Source organism: Pseudomonas kurunegalensis (genome assembly GCF_030291635.1).
GTDB classification, from domain to species: domain Bacteria; phylum Pseudomonadota; class Gammaproteobacteria; order Pseudomonadales; family Pseudomonadaceae; genus Aquipseudomonas; species Aquipseudomonas monteilii.
Window position 1 is genome coordinate 5488389 of the sequence record NZ_CP127871.1, and the last position, 18030, is coordinate 5506418.

An 18030-nucleotide genomic window follows, 5' to 3' on the forward strand; every position below is an offset into this window, starting at 1 on the left:
CCACAACAGGGATCACCTATGTCGGCGGTACGCATCGGCCAATACACACTACGTAACAACCTGATCCTCGCGCCCATGGCCGGGGTCACGGACCAGCCTTTCCGTACACTTTGCCAGCGCCTGGGCGCGGGCATGGTGGTGTCGGAAATGGTCAGCAGCGACATGAGCCTGTGGAACAGCCGCAAGTCGAGTCTGCGCCGCATCCATGAAGGTGATCCCGAGCCACGCTCGGTGCAGATCGCCGGCGGTGATGCGCAGATGATGGCAGCGGCGGCAAAGGCCAACGTCGAAGCGGGCGCCCAGATCATCGATATCAACATGGGCTGCCCGGCAAAAAAAGTCTGCAACAAAGCTGCAGGCTCTGCTTTATTGAGAGATGAAGCCTTGGTCCACGAAATCCTCCACGCCGTTGTCGGCGCCGTGGATGTTCCGGTGACCCTGAAGATCCGCACCGGTTGGGACCGGGCGAACAAGAACGGCCTGAACGTGGCGAAGATCGCCGAACAGGCCGGCATCCAGGCGCTGGCGGTGCATGGCCGCACACGCGCCGACCTGTACACCGGCGAAGCCGAATACGACACCATCGCTGCCATCAAACAGGCGGTGTCGATCCCGGTATTTGCCAACGGCGATATCACTTCGCCAGAAAAGGCCCGGGCGGTGCTGGATGCCACCGGGGTCGACGGCCTGTTGATCGGCCGCGCCGCCCAGGGGCGGCCGTGGATCTTTCGCGAGATCGAGCATTACCTGCGCACTGGCGAACACCTGCCAGCGCCGCAGCTGGACGAAGTGGAACGCATCCTGCTGGAGCACCTGGCCGCGCTGCATGCCTTCTATGGCGATGTGATGGGCGTACGTATCGCCCGCAAGCACGTTGGCTGGTACCTGGCAACACGACCCGGCGGCAAGGAGTTTCGCTCCCGGTTCAACGCTTTGGAAGACACACAAGCGCAGTGCGCCAACGTTCGCGCGTTTTTCAGTGAACGTCGACAGAGCCTTGAGACAGAGGACGGACAAGGGGTGGCCGCATGACGATGATGACCGAGACATTTGTGAGTGGAACAACGCCCGTGAGCGACAACGCCAACCTGAAACAGCACCTCAACACGCCGAGCGAAGAGGGCCAGACCCTTCGCGACAGCGTCGAGAAGGCGCTGCACAACTACTTCGCCCACCTGGAAGGCGCGACCGTGACGGACGTGTACAACCTGGTGCTCTCCGAAGTCGAGGCGCCCCTGCTCGAATGCGTGATGAACTACGTGAAGGGCAACCAGACCAAGGCCAGCGAGATGCTCGGGCTGAACCGAGGCACCCTGCGCAAGAAGCTCAAGCAGTACGACTTGCTGTAAGCCAGAATCCCAACCAGAAAAGGCGGCTCCCTGAACAGAGGCGCCTTTTTTGCTGACTCCACCGCGTTATTGGAACCCGAAATGACCGACCAGACTACCCGCCTGCCAGTCCGCCGCGCCCTGATCAGCGTCTCCGACAAGACCGGTATCCTCGAATTCGCCCGTGAGCTGCAACAGCTCGGTGTCGAGATCCTGTCCACCGGCGGCACCTACAAGCTGCTCAAGGACAACGGCGTGAACGCGGTGGAAGTGGCCGACTACACCGGCTTCGCCGAAATGATGGATGGCCGGGTCAAGACCCTGCACCCGAAGATCCACGGCGGCATCCTCGGCCGTCGCGGCACCGACGACGCCATCATGAACGAGCACGGCATCAAGCCGATCGATCTGGTCGCGGTCAACCTGTACCCGTTCGAAGCCACCATTTCCAAGCCTGGCTGTGACCTGCCGACCGCTATCGAGAACATCGACATCGGCGGCCCGACCATGGTCCGTTCGGCTGCCAAAAACCACAAAGACGTGGCCATCGTGGTCAACGCCAGCGACTACGCCGGCATCGTCGAAGGCCTCAAGGCCGGTGGCCTGACCTACGCCCAGCGCTTCGACCTGATGCTCAAGGCGTTCGAGCACACTGCCGCCTACGACGGCATGATCGCCAACTACATGGGCACCATCAACCAGGCCAAAGACACCCTGAGCACTGAAGATCGCAGCGAATTCCCGCGCACCTTCAACAGCCAGTTCGTCAAGGCTCAGGAAATGCGTTACGGCGAGAACCCGCACCAGAGCGCGGCGTTCTACGTAGAAGCCAAGAAAGGCGAAGCCAGCATTTCCACCGCCATCCAGCTGCAAGGCAAGGAACTGTCGTTCAACAACGTGGCCGACACCGACGCCGCGCTGGAGTGCGTGAAGAGCTTCGTCAAGCCGGCTTGCGTCATCGTCAAGCACGCCAACCCGTGCGGCGTGGCCGTTGTGCCTGAAGACGAAGGCGGCATCCGCAAGGCCTACGACCTGGCCTATGCCACCGACACCGAGTCGGCATTCGGCGGCATCATTGCCTTCAACCGCGAGCTGGACGGCGAAACCGCCAAGGCCATCGTCGACCGCCAGTTCGTCGAAGTGATCATCGCACCGAAAATTTCCCAGGCTGCCCGTGAAGTGGTTGCCGCCAAGCAGAACGTACGCCTGCTTGAGTGCGGCGAGTGGCCTGCCGAGCGCGCTGCCGGTTGGGACTTCAAGCGCGTCAACGGTGGCCTGCTGGTGCAGAGCCGCGATATCGGCATGATCACCGCCGATGACCTGAAAATCGTCACCAAACGCGCCCCGACCGAACAGGAAATCCACGACCTGGTGTTCGCCTGGAAAGTGGCCAAGTTCGTCAAGTCCAACGCCATTGTCTACGCCAAGCAGCGCCAGACCATCGGCGTAGGCGCTGGCCAGATGAGCCGCGTCAACTCCGCCCGCATTGCTGCAATCAAGGCCGAGCATGCTGGCCTGCAGGTGCAGGGCGCGGTCATGGCCTCGGACGCGTTCTTCCCGTTCCGTGATGGCATCGACAATGCGGCTAAAGTGGGTATCAGCGCCGTGATCCAGCCGGGTGGTTCGATGCGTGATGCCGAGGTGATTGCTGCCGCTGATGAAGCCGGTATCGCCATGGTCTTCACCGGTATGCGCCACTTCCGCCACTAATCAGATGCTGGGCCGATCGCCGGCCCTTGTAGGAGCGGCCTTGTGTCGCGATAGGGCCGCAAAGCGGCCCCGGCAATTTCTGCTGCAAAGCTGAAAACCTGGGGCCGCTACGCGCCCCTTTCGCGACACAAGGCCGCTCCTACAGGAAGCGGGATCGGCGCCAAACAGAATTCGAGGTTTTGACATGAAAGTTTTGATCATCGGCAGCGGCGGCCGTGAGCACGCCCTGGCCTGGAAAGTTGCCCAGGACCCACGCGTCGAGAAAGTCTTCGTTGCCCCAGGCAACGCCGGCACCGCCATTGAAGCCAAGTGCGAAAACGTCGCCATCGACGTGTGCGCCCTGGAGCAACTGGCCGACTTCGCCGAGAAGAACGTCGACCTGACCATCGTTGGCCCGGAAGCACCGCTGGTCATCGGTGTGGTCGACCTGTTCCGCAGCCGTGGCCTGGACTGCTTCGGCCCAACCAAGGGCGCGGCCCAGCTGGAAGGTTCCAAGGCCTTCACCAAGGACTTCCTGGCACGCCACAAGATCCCGACCGCCGACTACCAGAACTTCACCGAAATCGAGCCTGCACTTGCCTACCTGCAAGAGAAAGGCGCACCGATCGTGATCAAGGCCGACGGCCTGGCTGCGGGCAAAGGCGTGATCGTCGCCATGACCCTCGAAGAAGCCGAAGCCGCCGTGCGTGACATGCTGGCTGGTAACGCCTTTGGTGAAGCCGGTTCGCGTGTGGTGATCGAAGAGTTCCTCGACGGCGAGGAAGCCAGCTTCATCGTCATGGTCGACGGCCACAACGTGCTGCCCATGGCCACCAGCCAGGACCACAAGCGCGTCGGCGACCAGGACACCGGCCCGAACACCGGCGGCATGGGTGCCTACTCCCCTGCCCCGGTGGTAACCGCCGACGTGCACCAGCGCGTGATGGACCAGGTCATCTGGCCGACCGTGCGCGGCATGGCCGAGGAAGGCAACGTTTACACCGGCTTCCTCTATGCTGGCCTGATGATCGACAAGGCGGGCAACCCCAAAGTCATCGAGTTCAACTGCCGCTTCGGCGACCCAGAGACCCAGCCGGTCATGCTGCGCCTGGAGTCGAGCCTGGTGCTGCTGATCGAAGCCGCCTTCGCCAAGGCGCTGGACAAGGTCGAAGCCCAGTGGGACCCGCGCCCAAGCCTGGGCGTGGTGCTGGCAGCTGGCGGTTACCCGGGCGACTACGCCAAGGGCGACGCCATCAGCGGCCTGGACGCTGCAGCCAAGATCGAAGGCAAGGTGTTCCATGCCGGTACTTCGCTCAAGGATGGCCAGGTGGTCACCAACGGCGGTCGCGTTTTGTGCGCCACTGCCATGGGCAGCACCGTCGCTGACGCGCAGCAGCAGGCTTACCGTCTGGCCAAGGAAGTGAGCTGGAACGGCAGCTTCTACCGTACCGACATCGGTTATCGGGCCATCGCCCGCGAGCGCGGTGAGCACCAGCAGTAAGTACAACCGGAACGCCGTAGCGCTTTCAGCGCACGGCATCCGGCTCGTCGACAAGGCCCGGCACGGGCCTTGCCTTCGACTTGGCGCGCCGCGCATAGTTAGTACCCGGCACATCGGCTAAGAAGGGATTTCGTAGTGCGTCGGCTTCGGATTGCCTCAGCTCTGATCGTCAGCTTGCTGACCTTGCTCTGCATGTTCCCGGCAGCTGCCGAACATGACGGAGGCTGGACCGTTCTGCTCGACGAACAGGCCAACCTGCAACTGAGCGATGTTCGCTCCGAGCGCTACCGCAACCAGTTCAGCCCGCTGATTCTCGCCGAGCTGGATGCAGCGCCTGCAGAACAGGCCTTGTGGCTGCACTATCGCCTGCAACCCGGCGACCAGGAGCAACTGCTGCGGGTATTTGCCCCGGACCTTTCTGGCCTGGACCTCTATGCCCTCGAGGGCAACCAGCTTCTGCGTCAGCTGCACCACGGGCGCCTGGCTGGCAACGCCAGCCCCACCCTGCGTGGCAGCGACCATGTATTACCCCTGCCCAACAGCAAACAACCGCTGGACATCTACCTGCGCCTGGTTTCCGAACACCAGCTGCGCCCGGCCATCAGCCTGGAGCCGGCAGCCGTAGCGGCCTCAGACCAAAGCCAGCCCCTGCTGTTCGGCATGCTGTTCGGCGGCCTGGTGATGCTGATCATGCACAACCTGATCCGCTTCCTCTACAGCCGCTCCACCACCACCCTGATCCTGGCGCTGTACCACGGCCTGATGCTGCTCAGCGGCCTGATCCTGCTGAACCTCAGCGGCCCTTGGTGGCATGTGTGGCATAACGCGCAAACACCGGCCGCCTACCTGACGCTGGTGCTGGCAGGCCTGGCCGGGCTGTATTTCACCCAGCATTTCTTCACGCCGTGCAATTCGCCAAGGCTTAACCGCCTGCTGCAAGGTGAAATGCTGGTGGTCGGGGTCAGCGGCCTGGTGCTCTTGTTCGTCGACACCCTGCCCCTCAACCTGATGACCTACGCCCTGCTGGCCTTGGGCAGCGTGAGCATGCTGCTGGTCAGCAGCTACCACTGGTACCGTGGCTATGCACCCGGGCGCCTGTTCAGCCTGGCCATGGTGGTGTTCAACCTGGGTGGTCTGGTACTGCTGCCGGCCTTGCTGGGCCTGACCCGCACCTCGACGCCCTGGTTGCTGTGCATCCTGTTGGGCCTGACCGTGGTCAGCGGCCTGCTGCTGAACCTGGCCGTCAGCGAACGCCTGCGGCGCATGAGCGAGGAGCGCTTCAGCGCCAGCCGTGCACTGGCCGCCAGCGATGCCGAAATCAATGCCAAGGCCGAGTTCCTGGCCAAGATCAGCCACGAAATCCGCACCCCCATGAATGGTGTTCTGGGCATGACCGAGCTGTTGCTGGGCACACCGCTGTCGGTCAAGCAACGCGACTACGTGCAGACCATCCACAGTGCAGGCAACGAGCTGCTCACGCTGATCAACGAAATTCTCGACATTTCCAAGCTGGAATCCCGGCAGATCGAGCTGGATGATGTGCAGTTCGACCTTAACGCGCTGATCGAGGACTGCCTGAACATCTTCCGCGCCAAGGCCGAGCAACAGAACATCGAGCTGATCAGCTTCACCCAGCCACAGGTGCCGCGCGTGATCAGTGGCGACCCGACACGCCTGCGCCAGGCCTTGTCGAGCCTGCTGGAGAATGCGCTGAAAAACACCGACCAGGGCGAGATCCTGCTGGTGGTGGCGCTGGACCAGCGTGGCGAGGTACCACGCCTGCGCATTGCCGTGCAGGACAGCGGCGAGCCGTTGCCCGCCGCCGACCGCGAAGCCTTGCTGCAGGCCGAGTTGCACAGCCACCACTTCCTGTCCAGCAACAAGCTGGGCGGGCACCTTGGCCTGGTCATTGCCAAGCAGCTGATCGGCCTGATGCAGGGCGAGTTCGGCATCAAGAGCAGCACCGGTGTGGGCAACACCCTATGGCTGACCCTGCCGCTGGACCCTTCACGCCTGGAGCAACCACCGGCCGACCTCGACGGCCCGCTGCGCGATGCCCGTGTGCTGGTGGTGGACGACAACGACACCTGCCGCAAGGTGCTGGTACAGCAGTGCAGCGCCTGGGGCATGAACGTCAGCGCGGTGCCATCGGGCAAGGAGGCCCTGGCGCTGCTGCGGACCAAGGCGCACCTGCGTGACTACTTCGACGCCGTGCTGCTGGACCAGAACATGCCCGGCATGACCGGTATGCAACTGGCCGCCAAAATCAAGGAAGACCCGAGCCTGAACCACGACATCCTGGTGGTGATGCTCACCGGCATCAGCAATGCGCCGAGCAAGGTCATTGCGCGTAACGCCGGGGTCAAGCGGATACTGGCCAAACCGGTGGCCGGCTACACGCTGAAAACCACCCTGGCCGAGGAACTGGCACAGCGCGGCCGCGAGCAGGCGGTGCCTGCCAGCCTGCCAGGCATCCCGCAGGCGCTGGACCTGCCGGGCAACTTCCGCGTGCTGGTCGCCGAGGACAACAGCATTTCGACCAAAGTGATCCGCGGCATGCTCGGCAAGCTCAACCTCGAGCCCGACACGGCCTGCAATGGCGAAGAAGCCCTGCAGGCGATGAAAGCGCAGCGCTATGACCTGGTGTTGATGGACTGCGAGATGCCGATACTGGACGGCTTCTCGGCCACCCAGCAACTGCGTGCCTGGGAAGCGGCCAACCAGCGCCAGCGCACGCCGGTGGTGGCGCTGACGGCGCACATTCTGGCCGAACACAAGGAGCGCGCGCGGCTGGCGGGCATGGACGGGCACATGGCCAAACCGGTGGAGTTGTCGCAACTGCGCGAGCTGATCCAGTACTGGGCCAACCAGCGGGAAACCCAGGTAGATCCGGCGCATACTTCCTAGCTGACACAAGCATCTGCATTGCTGAGGACTACGCCCCATGCTCCATGAGTTGTTCAGCGTCTACCTGAAAATGCTCGTGCTCTACAGCCCGTTCTTCGTGCTGTCGTGCTTCATCAGCCTGACCCGCGGCCACTCCAGCAAGGAGCGCAAGCAACTGGCCTGGAAGGTGGCCTTCGCAGCGCTGGTCGCCAGCGTGCTGCTGTACCTGTTCGGGCGGGTGATTTTCGGTATTTTTGGCATCACCGCCGACGCCTTCCGCATCGGTGCCGGCAGCGTGCTGTTCATCTCGGCCCTGGGCATGGCCCAGGGCAAACCGGCCGTGCAGGCCGACAACGTGCAGCAAGATGTGACCATCGTACCGCTGACCATCCCGCTGACCGTCGGCCCCGGCACCATCGGTGCCCTGCTGGTGATGGGCGTCGGCCAGCCGCACTGGGATGACAAGCTGCTGGCCATCATCAGCATTGCCCTGGCCAGCTTCACCGTGGGCCTGGTGCTGTACCTGTCACACGGTATCGAACGCATTCTTGGCGAGCAGGGCCTGCAGATCGTCAGCCGCTTGATGGGCCTGTTTGTCTGCGCATTGGCAGCGCAGATCATCTTTACCGGTATCAAGGGTTACCTGATGCCCTAAATATCCGCTTTATCGATTTCCTTCAAGGCAGTTGCCACCAATGCCCGCTCTACACTGCTGCGACGCTCCTGATCGAACAGGCGAGTATTGAAGCGCACCAGCTCTGCGGTCACCTGCATGTTGCGGCGCTCACGGAACAGAAAGCCACTGGTAAAAACAGCCGAGTTACCAGCCTCGTGGTACAGCACAATGTCCACATAACTGCCGTTGACGGGCGCGCAGGACAACAGTTGAAACTGCTCTCGTTCTTTGCTGCGGGATTCAAATTGCAACAAGGCCCAGTCGTTTTTCTTCAATACTTCAAATGCCACCGCCATGCTGCTGGAGTGCTGAGACCCTGCTACGGCGTCGATCTTGCTTAACGCCTGGTCAACGATTTTCGGACGCTGCGGGTCTGGCCAATGGACTTCTTCAGCAGACTTTGCGTCCCACCCCAGGAACATTAATTTCTTACGGTAGTATTGGTACTGTTCACGTTGCGCTTCCTTGGCCATATCTTTCAATGTCACGGTCTCAGCCCACAACGCGGCCAGTTTCACGGCCTTGCGCTGTTCGAGGCTGACCCCGGGAATGAAAGAAACCAAGCCCGCGCCCACAACGACGGTTTCATGCTTTTGCATCGTCTTCCTCCGGCTTCAACACGCCCAGGTCCATAATTTTTCCAGCGTGCTGCGTTCGCTCAAGCAGGTCGTGCAGACTTTGACGATGAGCGACGGTCAGGTATTCGCTCAATGTCGCAACGCTGGCTCGTATGTCTACCCCCTCGGTAGGTAACAGCTGCAAAGGGGTGCAAGGACGAACCTGCGAGGGGGGCATGGAACTCTTGAAAGCCAGCCCACACACGTCCATAGAAGCATCAGGCAGCACCACACCAAGCTCGTAGACGCCGTGTGTGACGTTGTCCTGCTGCGCCAATGTGAAGGGTTGCAGGTGCGGCTGGATCGCGCCCTGCGAGAGCCGGGCAATGGCAGCTCGCAGATGGCCCGACAGGCTGGGGTGACGGGCCTGCAGATCGTCGGTGAGCCGCTCAACCGGCACCAGTGATTGCTCAGCCTGCACATGCTGGTGATCACTGCGACTGCGTACAATCACCCAACCGCGCTCCTCAAGGGCCGTGCGGTATCCGCTGTACCAACGCCCGTAATGGGTAAAACGTGAACCGTTCAATTTGTCCGAGCGCAGCTGGGCAAACAGAATCGAGTCCAGCGCGTACTGCCGCAAGGGCTGCGCCGTTTCCGCGATCAATAACGCGGTGCCGCCAACGAGCCACAGGGAATAGACTTCCTTACTCATCGGAATACCTCAAAGCTCAAACTTGCAGAATGAAAAACGGGGCCTGCGGCCCCGTCCGGTATCAGATACCGATATCAAACTCGGCAACTGCCTTGACAGCACTGTCCGCAAGCTTGCGCTCCACCGCTGCGCGAACCTGGTCGGTGTACACCACTTCGTTCAAGGCAAGTACAGCCGAACCGCAGTAACGGTCCTTGCCCGAACTCTTCCATTCGAACACCGTGGTATTCAGGTCGTTTTCACTTGGCGAAGCACTGAATGCGTTCACCAGCATGAACAGTTCGCCCTCAGGCGTTTCAATGCACGTTCCCAACCCCGTGGTCGAGACCGGGTTGCCTTTGACGTTCTGTTTGTAGATTTTCTGTGCTTCTTCGATATTGCCGAGTGCAGTGATGGCATCACCGGCCAGCTTGGCCATGGCCTCGCCTACTGGCCCGCCGAGCAAGGCTTTACCTGCGGCACTGGCGACCTTGAACGCGATCGGGCCCAAGGTCAGCGATCCGCTCTTGTCATAGTCGCGCTCGTAAGAACGTCGGCCAGCCACCCAGCCCAGGGTGCGCATCACTTCCAGAAACTTGTTGAACCAGGCTTCGGACTCACCGTCGCGGTCATGCAGTCTGGACGCCACGCGAGAAGCGAACTGGAAGGTGGTCTTGGCATCGCGCCGGCTTTGCGCCGACATGCCTGCGCTCAGCGCCAGAAGGGATTGTTCGACAACAGCGATGCTATCGCCACTGGATGCTTTGGTATCGGTCATGGAAAGGGTCCTTGAATGCCCTCGACGGGAATCATCGAGGGGCATTCACCCTATGCCGTAAACGACGAGGGAACAGGCATGAACCGGTTCCCTCGGTACCTCACTCGGCTGCCGGGTACCAACGCGGGGTATACACCCACTGCTTGCCGTCGGCACTGGGGAATTGGCAGGTCGTGGACGAGCCGACCAGAACCATGGTGCGCATGTCGACCATTTCTGGCAGCAACTCGGCCAATGTGACTACCTTCAGCGTCTGCCCCGGCCTACCGATGTCGCGGCCAAGGACTACGGGGGTGTTGCCATCGCGATGCCGGCGCACAACCTCCAGTGCCACACCCAGCTGATGAGGCCTGGCTTTGGAGATCGGGTTGTAGAAGGCCAGCACCAGGTCAGCCTGGGCCGCCAGGTCCAGGCGTTTTTCGATGATCGACCAAGGCTTGAGGTTGTCCGACAGCGACATCACGCAGAAGTCATGCCCCAGTGGAGCACCTGCCTGGGCGGCCGTCGCGAGCGAGGCCGATACGCCAGGCAGTATCTCGAGGTCGACGCGGTGCCACGCCGGGTCACTGGACTCATGCAACGCTTCAAGCACCGCAGCAGCCATGGCGAACACGCCCGGGTCACCCGACGACACCACCACCACCGAACGGCCCTGGGCCGCCAGCTCGAAAGCATGCCGGGCGCGCTGCATCTCTTCACGGTTGTCGGTGCAGTGCAGCACCTGGTCGTCACGGAACGGCCCGGCCATGCGCACGTAGGTTTCATAGCCGAGTACGTCTTCGGCACGCGCCAGCTCGGCCTTCACCGCCGGCACCATCAGTTCGGCAGCGCCCGGCCCCAGGCCGATAACGGCCAGACGACCACGACGGCGGCCAACCTGCGCCACCTCCACCGGGGCAGGCGCCACCGCAATGACCGCACCCTCAAGCTCGGTCAGCCGGGCATCGGGCAATGCCGCCGCAAGCATGCTGGCCACCCCGTCTGGATTGGCAGCGAAGCGCAGGGCAACACCCAACGCCTGCGCGGCCTCATGCAAGCCGCTGTCGGCCATGGCCTGCTCGTCCGCCAGCAGGCAAGCTACTGATGGCTCGGCGATGCCGGCCTGCTGCAGTGCGGCACGAATACCGTGCAGGTTACCGCCTGCAACAGCCACAACCACCGAACGCGGGTGAATCAGCAGTTCGTCGCGGTTGGCCGGGCGCGCCTGATGCCCCACATGAATGGTGCGCCGAGCCGCCTCGCTGGCGGGCAACTGCGCCTGCTGCAGCCAAGGGGCATCACCTTCGATGCGCACCGATTCGCCGGCCAGCAGGTCGGAGACAAAACGCTTGCCTTGCTCGATATCCGCCAGGGCATAGCCCTGCGGCGGGTTCAGCAAGCAGGTACCAAAACGCAGCTCGCCACTGGTGGTAATGGCAGCGGCAACCCCCAGCGCTTCAGCCAGTTCACGCGCCATCACGTTCACGCCGCTCAGGCCACCGAGCAGCGGCACTACCGCGCTGCCATCTTCGGCCACAGCCAGTACAGGCGGCTCGACGCCCTTCTCGCTGAGCAGGCTGGCCAGGCTGCGGATGACGATACCTGCAGCGCACAGGGCGATGATCGGCGTGTCCTGCTGGTACAGCCGGCGCAGGGTGTCGCCGAACGCGGTGTAGTGAAGGTCGACACCTTCGACCCGGCCTTCCAGGCCATGGATCGACGCCTGCGGGTAACGCTTCTGGATACGCTGCGCGGTGGCCAGGCTGCCGGGGCCAAGGATGACGATGGCGGGTGCCTTGTGCATGTTCAACCCTGCCATTTTTCACCCGGCACGATGATCAGCGAAAAATACGGCGACGACTGCGGGTCGACCTGGTCCAGCGGCACGATCTTCTGGTTGGCCATGGTGGCCCGCTCCACATACAGCGCACGCCCGTCCAGGCCCAGTTCGGCCAGCACCTCGCGCACCTTGGGGAAGTTGCGGCCAAGCTTCATGATCACCGCAGCATCGGCGTCGGCCAGGCGGCGCTTGAGCTCTTCGGCCGGCAATACGCCCGACAACACCGACAGGCTCTGGTTGCGGTACACCAACGGCGCGCCCAGCACCGAAGCACCACCCAGCATCGAGCAGACGCCCGGGATCACTTCGGCCTCATACCGCTGCGCCAGGCGATCGTGCAGGTACATGTAGGAGCCGTAGAAGAACGGGTCGCCTTCGCAGATCACCGCCACGTCGCGGCCGGCATCCAGGTGCTCGGCGACCTGCACGCTGGCTTCGTCGTAGAAGTCGCTGATCACCTGTTCATAAGACAGCGGCGCCGGCAGGGCTTCGGTGGTAACCGGGTAGACCAGTGGCAGCAGGGTCTGCTCGGGCTGCAGGTGTGCCTCGATGATACCGAAGGCGTTGCCACGCTTGCCCTTGGCCACGAAGTAGCCGACCACCGGTGCTTCGCGCAACAGGCGCAGGGCCTTGAGGGTGATCAGTTCAGGGTCGCCCGGGCCCACGCCCAGGCCTAGCAGTCGTCCATGCGGCGCCATCATTCCACCTCCGTGGCCAGGGCGTTGACCGCGGCGGCGGCCATCGCGCTGCCGCCCAGGCGGCCCTGCATGATCACGAACGGCACGCCACGGCTGTCGGCGGCGAGCATGGCCTTGGACTCGGCAGCGCCGACAAAGCCAACCGGGAAGCCGAGGATCAATGCCGGCTTAGGTGCACCGGCATCGAGCATTTCCAGCAGGTAGAACAGCGCGGTGGGGGCATTGCCGATTACCACTACGCTGCCTTCCAGGTATGGGCGCCACAGCTCGAGGGCCACGGCGGAGCGGGTATTGCCAGCATCCTTCGCCAGGCCCGGCACGCTCGGGTCGCGCAGGGTGCAGATAACCTTGTTGTCTGCTGGCAGGCGTGCCCGGGTAATGCCTTCAGCCACCATGTGCGCATCGCACAGGATCGGCGCGCCGTTCAGCAGCGCTTCGCGCCCGGCCCGGCCGGCACCTTCGGAGAACTGCAGGCCGTCGATGGCATCGACCATGCCGCAGGCGTGGATCACGCGCACGGCGAGCTTTTCGAGGTCTGCGGGAATCCGCTCGAGCCGGGCTTCCTCACGGATGATCCGGAAGGAATTGCGATAGATCTCCTGACCATCGCGGATGTAGTCAATCATCAAGGTGCTCCGTCGGCAGGTCGAGCATGGCGCCTGCTTCATTCAAGGTAAGGTCGGTGGCGCGCAGGGCTCCGAAGCCCGGATGGCGCGCATCACGCAGGTACAGGTCATAACGGCCCGGTGAACGGGCCAGCAAAGTGGCCGGGGCTACATGGGCCACGGCGCAGGAACGAGGGCAACCGGACAGGTGCACGCTGGCGGGTACACCAGGGCCCAGCAGCGCGGCCAAGGCAACGGCGTCGGCCTTGGTTTCGCCAAGGGCCTTGGCGCAGCCGCTGGCGCCGGTGCAGGCACTGATACGCGCCAGGGGTTCATGGTCGTGGCACAGCAAGCCCAGCGCAGACAGTTCGGCCTGGGCCTGGTCGATGTGTCGTTCTTGCAGATTGGTCAGCACCAGGCTTTGCCAGGGGCTAAGGCGCAGGCTGCCATCGCCCCATTCACGGGCAATATATGCAGCACCGCGCAACATGGCAGGGGTCAGGCGGCCTTGGGGCGGGGCAACGCCGAGTGCCACGCCCTGCAACTGCGGCAGCACGCCCAGCCAAGAAGCGCGGTGTGGTTCGCGTCGCCATGTGAGCACGGCGTCGTCGCGGCGGATGTCCAGCCCGAGCCCATCAACGAAATCGCTTGCCGGGTACACCTCAAGCAACTGGCGCATGCGCGACTGCGCTGGGGTTGCCAGGTCGAGAAAGCGTTCCAGCACGGCACGCACCAGTGCCAGGCCTTGCTCCAGCGGCACCGCACCGAGCGCCTGGCCATCTGCCGGGCAACCCGCCAGGCCGAACGCCAGCCAGGTCTGCTGCTCCAGGCGCAGGGCCGACAGCCACAGGTCGTGAGGGTGTTCGAGCATGGCCAGGCGTTCACCGGCATCCAGCTGCACGGCGAACTTGGCCGACAGTTGATGGAAGCGCGGGGTGCTTTCCAGCATAAGGAGGATCTGCTCGGCCAACGGCCGCGCATCCAGCAGCATGGCTGGGTCATGCCCGGCCAGCGGGCTGAGCATCAGGTTGCGCACATCATCACCGGCCGCTTCGCGCGGCCCCAGGCCGGCAACGAGCAACGTATCGATCAATGCACGGTGCTCGCTGCCGATGCCACGAATCTGCAGGTTGCCACGGTTGGTGGCCTCGATCACCCCGCCGGCGAAGCGCTCGGCCGCCGCCGCCACCGCTTCGGCCTGGCTGGCCAGCAGCAGGCCGCCCGGCAGCTTGATGCGGCAGATGCCGCCGTCACGGGCACTGACGATGCGCCACAACCCCGGGCAGGCCGAGGGGCGGGGCGAAACGTTGGGAGCATGGGCCTGCGTCAAAGGGGCGTCCGGCAATCTGTGAAAATGCGCTTGAGTGTAGAAGGCGCGGTATTATGCCTGCTTTGTCCGGCGGCATGAAAAGCCGGTGGTCGAGCATCATTCGAGTTTGAGCAGATTTTTGGATGCGCAGCGGCCCCAAAATCTTGAAGAGGTATACATGGCACCCTGGCTGACAGTAGTAGGCATCGGCGAAGACGGCTTCAGTGGCCTGGGCAAACAGGCCCGGCGCGCGCTGCTGGGTGCTGCGCGGATCTTCGGCAGCCCGCGCCAGCTGGCCTTGCTGCCACGCTGCGTGCCCGGCGAACGGCTGGGCTGGCCAAGCCCGTTCTCGCTGGCCCCGGTGCTGGCCTTGCGCGGCGAGCCGGTGTGCGTGCTGGCCAGCGGCGACCCGATGTTCTACGGCGTCGGCGCCAGCCTGGCGCGCCAGGTGCCTGCCGATGAAATGCGCGTGCTGTCGATGCCCTCCTCCTGCGCCCTGGCCGCTGCGCGCCTGGGCTGGCCGCTGCAGGACGTGCAAGTGGTGTCGCTGGTCGCCCGCCCCTTGGCGGCGCTCAATGCCCACCTGCACAGCGGTGTGCGCTTGCTGGTGCTGAGCAACGATGGCGACAGCCCGGCGGCCGTTGCAGCATTGCTTCGCGAACGTGGCTTCGGGCCAAGCCGCCTGCAGGTTTTCGAACACATGGGTGGCCAGGAAGAACGCGCATTGGCCGGCACTGCCCAGGACTGGCCGCACGCCGAAGCCGCAGCGCTCAACCTGGTGGCCATCGAATGCCTGGCCTCACCCGAAGCGCCACGCCTGCATCGCCTGGCCGGGCTGCCGGACAGTGCCTTCCGGCACGACGGCCAGCTGACCAAGCGCGATGTCCGCGCTATCACACTGGCGCGCCTGGCGCCCCAGCCCGGCGAACTGCTGTGGGACGTGGGCGCGGGCTGCGGCTCGATCGGCATCGAATGGATGCGTGCCCACCCGGCCTGTCGCGCACTGGCCATCGAGGCCGACGAAGGCCGCCAGGGCTTCATCGAACATAACCGCGATGCGCTGGGTGTACCTGGCCTTCAACTGGTTCGCGGCAAGGCGCCAATGGCACTGCAAGGCCTGGAACAGCCCGATGCCATCTTCATCGGCGGCGGCGTCACCCGTGAAGGCGTGCTGGACCTGTGCTGGGCAAACCTGCGCCCCGGCGGCCGGCTGGTGGCCAACGCAGTGACCTTGCAAAGCGAACTGGCCCTGGCGCACTTTCGCGAACAGCACGGGGGTGAACTGACCCGCCTGCATGTCGCCCATGCCCAACCCTTGGGCACGTTCGACACCTGGCGCCAGGCGCTGCCGATCACCCTGCTGGAAGTGATGAAACCCGCCGATGCGTGAAGAAACCCGCGAACAGCCGGCGCCCCTGCGCAGCGGCCTGACCACCGGCAGCTGCGCCACCGCCACCAGCCTGGCAGCGGCCAAGCTGCTGCTCACCGGCCAGCAGGACGATGCAGTGGACATCACCCTGCCCAAGGGCAAGGTGGTGCAGATGCGCCTGGAGTTCTGCCGCCTGATTGGCGAAGGCGCCGAAGCCGGCACCCTCAAGGATGCAGGCGACGACCCGGACGTGACACACGGCGCCTTGCTCTACAGCCAGGTGCGTCTGTTGGCCGAGACGGGCATCCGCTTTGTCGCGGGGACCGGCGTCGGCACCGTGACCCGCCCGGGGCTGGTGCTTGCGGTGGGCGAGCCGGCCATCAACCCGGTACCTCGGCGCATGATCACTGAGCACCTGCAGCGCCTGGCCGATGAGTGCGGCTATCCCGGCGGTTTCGAGGTCACGGTCAATGTGCAGGGCGGTGAGCAACTGGCCCTGAAGACCATGAACCCGCGCCTGGGCATACTGGGCGGGCTGTCGATCCTCGGCACCAGCGGCATCGTCCGGCCGTTCTCCTGTGCAGCCTATATCGCCTCGATTCATCAAGGCATCGACGTGGCCCACACCAACGGCTACACGCATATCGCCGCCTGCACCGGCAACGCCAGCGAAGACACCATGCGCCGCGTCTACGGCCTGCCAGAAATCGCCCTGATCGAAATGGGCGATTTCGTTGGCGCAGTGCTCAAGCACCTGCGCAAGGTGCCGGTGCCACGCCTGAGCCTGTGCGGTGGCTTCGGCAAGATCAGCAAACTGGCGGCCGGGCACATGGACCTGCACAGCCGCCATTCCAGCATCGACCTGCCGCAACTGGCGGGCTGGGCTGCAGACATTGGCGCTGACGAAGCGTTGCAGGCCGCCATCATCGGCGCCAACACCAGCCAGCAAGCACTCGCTCTGGCTCACGCGGCCGGCGTTGCCCTCGGTGACGCAGTGTGTGCCCACGCCCTGGCCTTCGCCCGCAGCGTGGTGCCGGCACAGGTGCACGTGGAAGTGTTCGCCATCGACCGCCAAGGCGGCATCGTTGGCCGGGCGGGTGTGCAATGACCGCGCGCATTCTGCTGTTGGGCGGCGTCACCGAGGCCCTGGCCATCGCCCGTCGCCTCGGCCCGCAGCACGTCTACAGCCTGGCGGGTATCGGCCGCGTGCCGCAGGATTTGCAATGCCAGGTGCGGGTCGGTGGCTTTGGTGGCGCCGAAGGCCTGGCCAGCTACCTGCGCGAGGCCGGTATCACACTGCTGATCGACGCTACCCACCCTTACGCCGCGCAGATCAGCCGCAACGCCGCCAGTGCTGCGCGTATCGCCGGCATCCCGTGCTGGGCCTTGCGACGCCCGGCCTGGCAGGCGCAAGCGGGGGACGACTGGCGCGAGGTCGAGGACTGGGCGGGTTTGATCGAGGCGCTCAAGCCGTTTCGCAGGCCGCTGTTCACGCTGGGGCGAGAGCCGCTGCAACATCTGGACGAAATACCGCCGGAGCAGTTCTGGACCTTGCGGGCGTTGGAGGCATGCGCTGGCAACGAACGGTGCGAAGTCATTGGTGCGCGAGGCCCATTCCACATCGAAGATGAGCGCAGCCTTTTTGATGAGCGGGGTATTGATGTGCTGATCAGTAAGAACAGTGGCAGCGTGGCAACAGAACCAAAGCTGGAAGTCGCTCGGGAACGTGGAGTTCCGGTTCTGATTTTGAGGCGTCCGTTACTACCTGCCGTGGACCGCGATTTCGATTCACAGGAATTGCTGGTGGCTGCATTGCAAGGCTTCGATGATGACGCCACCGCAGACTTCATGGTTACCCGCGATCAACCGGAAGAGCAAAAGCGGGAAGAGTTGTAGGTCGCTGCACTTTCTGCTCGGTACGACGAGAGTTAATTATCGCCCTCAGGATCGAGCGCCGCCCGCGCGGCGCATCGCGAGCAAGCTCGCTCCTACATCTGTTTCGGGCCAATTGTTCCTGAGACAGAGGCGCGCGCCCCTTGGCGTTCACCTTGATATAGCGTGGAACGAACAAGGCGGTCGCGCGCGCTGGCACAGGGTGTACTGGTCCGAAACAAATGTAGG

16 protein-coding genes are annotated in these 18030 nt (G+C 63.8%); 9 read left to right on the forward strand and 7 right to left on the reverse strand.

Going from position 1 to position 18030, the window contains the following annotated elements:
* Nucleotides 1-18 precede the first annotated feature (18 nt).
* From dusB to QQ992_RS25075, 6 genes are all read left to right on the forward strand, one after another.
* On the forward strand, nt 19-1032 hold the full coding sequence (dusB, locus tag QQ992_RS25050; RefSeq protein ID WP_016712200.1) for a tRNA dihydrouridine synthase DusB: 1014 nt from the start codon (nt 19-21) through the stop codon (nt 1030-1032).
* The gene (gene fis / locus QQ992_RS25055) at nt 1029-1349 is read left to right on the forward strand and encodes a DNA-binding transcriptional regulator Fis (RefSeq protein WP_019099786.1); all 321 of its coding nucleotides are present in this window, start codon (nt 1029-1031) and stop codon (nt 1347-1349) included. Before dusB ends, fis begins: the two co-directional genes overlap by 4 nt.
* A gap of 81 nt (nt 1350-1430) precedes the next feature.
* Complete coding sequence (gene purH / locus QQ992_RS25060; protein WP_232888583.1) at nt 1431-3038, forward strand: bifunctional phosphoribosylaminoimidazolecarboxamide formyltransferase/IMP cyclohydrolase; 1608 nt, start codon at nt 1431-1433, stop codon at nt 3036-3038.
* Nucleotides 3039-3222: 184 nt separating this feature from the next.
* Nucleotides 3223-4518: a phosphoribosylamine--glycine ligase gene (gene purD, locus QQ992_RS25065; protein ID WP_016712203.1), complete on the forward strand. Its 1296-nt coding sequence runs from the start codon at nt 3223-3225 to the stop codon at nt 4516-4518.
* 135 nt (nt 4519-4653) lie between these two features.
* Entirely contained in the window at nt 4654-7425 is a 2772-nt protein-coding gene (locus QQ992_RS25070; RefSeq protein ID WP_286111443.1) for a hybrid sensor histidine kinase/response regulator, read from the forward strand.
* 37 nt (nt 7426-7462) lie between these two features.
* A complete protein-coding gene (locus tag QQ992_RS25075) occupies nt 7463-8059 on the forward strand; it encodes a MarC family protein (protein ID WP_016712205.1) in 597 nt (198 codons plus the stop codon).
* Here QQ992_RS25075 and QQ992_RS25080 read toward each other — a convergent pair.
* The 7 genes from QQ992_RS25080 to cobG form a co-directional block, all read right to left on the reverse strand.
* Nucleotides 8056-8679 (reverse strand): hypothetical protein, encoded by a 624-nt coding sequence (locus QQ992_RS25080; protein ID WP_286111445.1) that lies wholly within the window; start codon nt 8677-8679, stop codon nt 8056-8058. The two genes, QQ992_RS25075 and QQ992_RS25080, sit on opposite strands and share 4 nt — an antisense overlap.
* Entirely contained in the window at nt 8666-9352 is a 687-nt protein-coding gene (locus QQ992_RS25085) for a hypothetical protein (protein WP_286111446.1), read from the reverse strand. Before QQ992_RS25085 ends, QQ992_RS25080 begins: the two co-directional genes overlap by 14 nt.
* A 61-nt stretch (nt 9353-9413) precedes the next feature.
* The gene (locus tag QQ992_RS25090; RefSeq protein WP_286111447.1) at nt 9414-10109 is read right to left on the reverse strand and encodes a hypothetical protein; all 696 of its coding nucleotides are present in this window, start codon (nt 10107-10109) and stop codon (nt 9414-9416) included.
* A gap of 100 nt (nt 10110-10209) precedes the next feature.
* Nucleotides 10210-11907, reverse strand: coding sequence for a precorrin-3B C(17)-methyltransferase (gene cobJ / locus QQ992_RS25095; RefSeq protein ID WP_286111448.1), 1698 nt, complete (start codon nt 11905-11907; stop codon nt 10210-10212).
* Complete coding sequence (locus QQ992_RS25100; RefSeq protein ID WP_286111449.1) at nt 11895-12629, reverse strand: precorrin-2 C(20)-methyltransferase; 735 nt, start codon at nt 12627-12629, stop codon at nt 11895-11897. Before QQ992_RS25100 ends, cobJ begins: the two co-directional genes overlap by 13 nt.
* Nucleotides 12626-13252 carry a precorrin-8X methylmutase gene (locus QQ992_RS25105; RefSeq protein ID WP_039613543.1) on the reverse strand — a complete coding sequence of 209 codons (627 nt, stop codon included), beginning with the start codon at nt 13250-13252 and terminating at the stop codon, nt 12626-12628. Before QQ992_RS25105 ends, QQ992_RS25100 begins: the two co-directional genes overlap by 4 nt.
* Nucleotides 13245-14576, reverse strand: coding sequence for a precorrin-3B synthase (gene cobG, locus QQ992_RS25110; RefSeq protein WP_286111450.1), 1332 nt, complete (start codon nt 14574-14576; stop codon nt 13245-13247). The genes QQ992_RS25105 and cobG overlap by 8 nt, the downstream gene beginning before the upstream one ends.
* Before the next feature lie 142 nt (nt 14577-14718).
* On the opposite strand from cobG, the gene cbiE reads away from it, so the two are divergent.
* The 3 genes from cbiE to QQ992_RS25125 are packed head-to-tail and all read left to right on the forward strand — an operon-like array spanning nt 14719 to nt 17805.
* Nucleotides 14719-15930 carry a precorrin-6y C5,15-methyltransferase (decarboxylating) subunit CbiE gene (gene cbiE, locus QQ992_RS25115; protein ID WP_286111451.1) on the forward strand — a complete coding sequence of 404 codons (1212 nt, stop codon included), beginning with the start codon at nt 14719-14721 and terminating at the stop codon, nt 15928-15930.
* Nucleotides 15923-17017 (forward strand): cobalt-precorrin-5B (C(1))-methyltransferase, encoded by a 1095-nt coding sequence (locus QQ992_RS25120; RefSeq protein WP_286111452.1) that lies wholly within the window; start codon nt 15923-15925, stop codon nt 17015-17017. The genes cbiE and QQ992_RS25120 overlap by 8 nt, the downstream gene beginning before the upstream one ends.
* On the forward strand, nt 17014-17805 hold the full coding sequence (locus QQ992_RS25125; protein ID WP_286111453.1) for a cobalt-precorrin-6A reductase: 792 nt from the start codon (nt 17014-17016) through the stop codon (nt 17803-17805). Before QQ992_RS25120 ends, QQ992_RS25125 begins: the two co-directional genes overlap by 4 nt.
* Nucleotides 17806-18030: the final 225 nt, after the last annotated feature.

Bases quoted from the DNA above. Each gene is read 5' to 3' on its own strand.
- dusB (WP_016712200.1), top strand. From the start codon at position 19: ATGTCGGCGGTACGCATCGGCCAATACACACTACGTAACAACCTGATC.
- fis (WP_019099786.1), top strand. From the start codon at position 1,029: ATGACGATGATGACCGAGACATTTGTGAGTGGAACAACGCCCGTGAGC.
- purH (WP_232888583.1), top strand. From the start codon at position 1,431: ATGACCGACCAGACTACCCGCCTGCCAGTCCGCCGCGCCCTGATCAGC.
- purD (WP_016712203.1), top strand. From the start codon at position 3,223: ATGAAAGTTTTGATCATCGGCAGCGGCGGCCGTGAGCACGCCCTGGCC.
- QQ992_RS25075 (WP_016712205.1), top strand. From the start codon at position 7,463: ATGCTCCATGAGTTGTTCAGCGTCTACCTGAAAATGCTCGTGCTCTAC.
- QQ992_RS25080 (WP_286111445.1), bottom strand. From the start codon at position 8,679: ATGCAAAAGCATGAAACCGTCGTTGTGGGCGCGGGCTTGGTTTCTTTC.
- QQ992_RS25085 (WP_286111446.1), bottom strand. From the start codon at position 9,352: ATGAGTAAGGAAGTCTATTCCCTGTGGCTCGTTGGCGGCACCGCGTTA.
- QQ992_RS25090 (WP_286111447.1), bottom strand. From the start codon at position 10,109: ATGACCGATACCAAAGCATCCAGTGGCGATAGCATCGCTGTTGTCGAA.
- cobJ (WP_286111448.1), bottom strand. From the start codon at position 11,907: ATGGCAGGGTTGAACATGCACAAGGCACCCGCCATCGTCATCCTTGGC.
- QQ992_RS25100 (WP_286111449.1), bottom strand. From the start codon at position 12,629: ATGATGGCGCCGCATGGACGACTGCTAGGCCTGGGCGTGGGCCCGGGC.
- QQ992_RS25105 (WP_039613543.1), bottom strand. From the start codon at position 13,252: ATGATTGACTACATCCGCGATGGTCAGGAGATCTATCGCAATTCCTTC.
- cbiE (WP_286111451.1), top strand. From the start codon at position 14,719: ATGGCACCCTGGCTGACAGTAGTAGGCATCGGCGAAGACGGCTTCAGT.
- QQ992_RS25120 (WP_286111452.1), top strand. From the start codon at position 15,923: ATGCGTGAAGAAACCCGCGAACAGCCGGCGCCCCTGCGCAGCGGCCTG.
- QQ992_RS25125 (WP_286111453.1), top strand. From the start codon at position 17,014: ATGACCGCGCGCATTCTGCTGTTGGGCGGCGTCACCGAGGCCCTGGCC.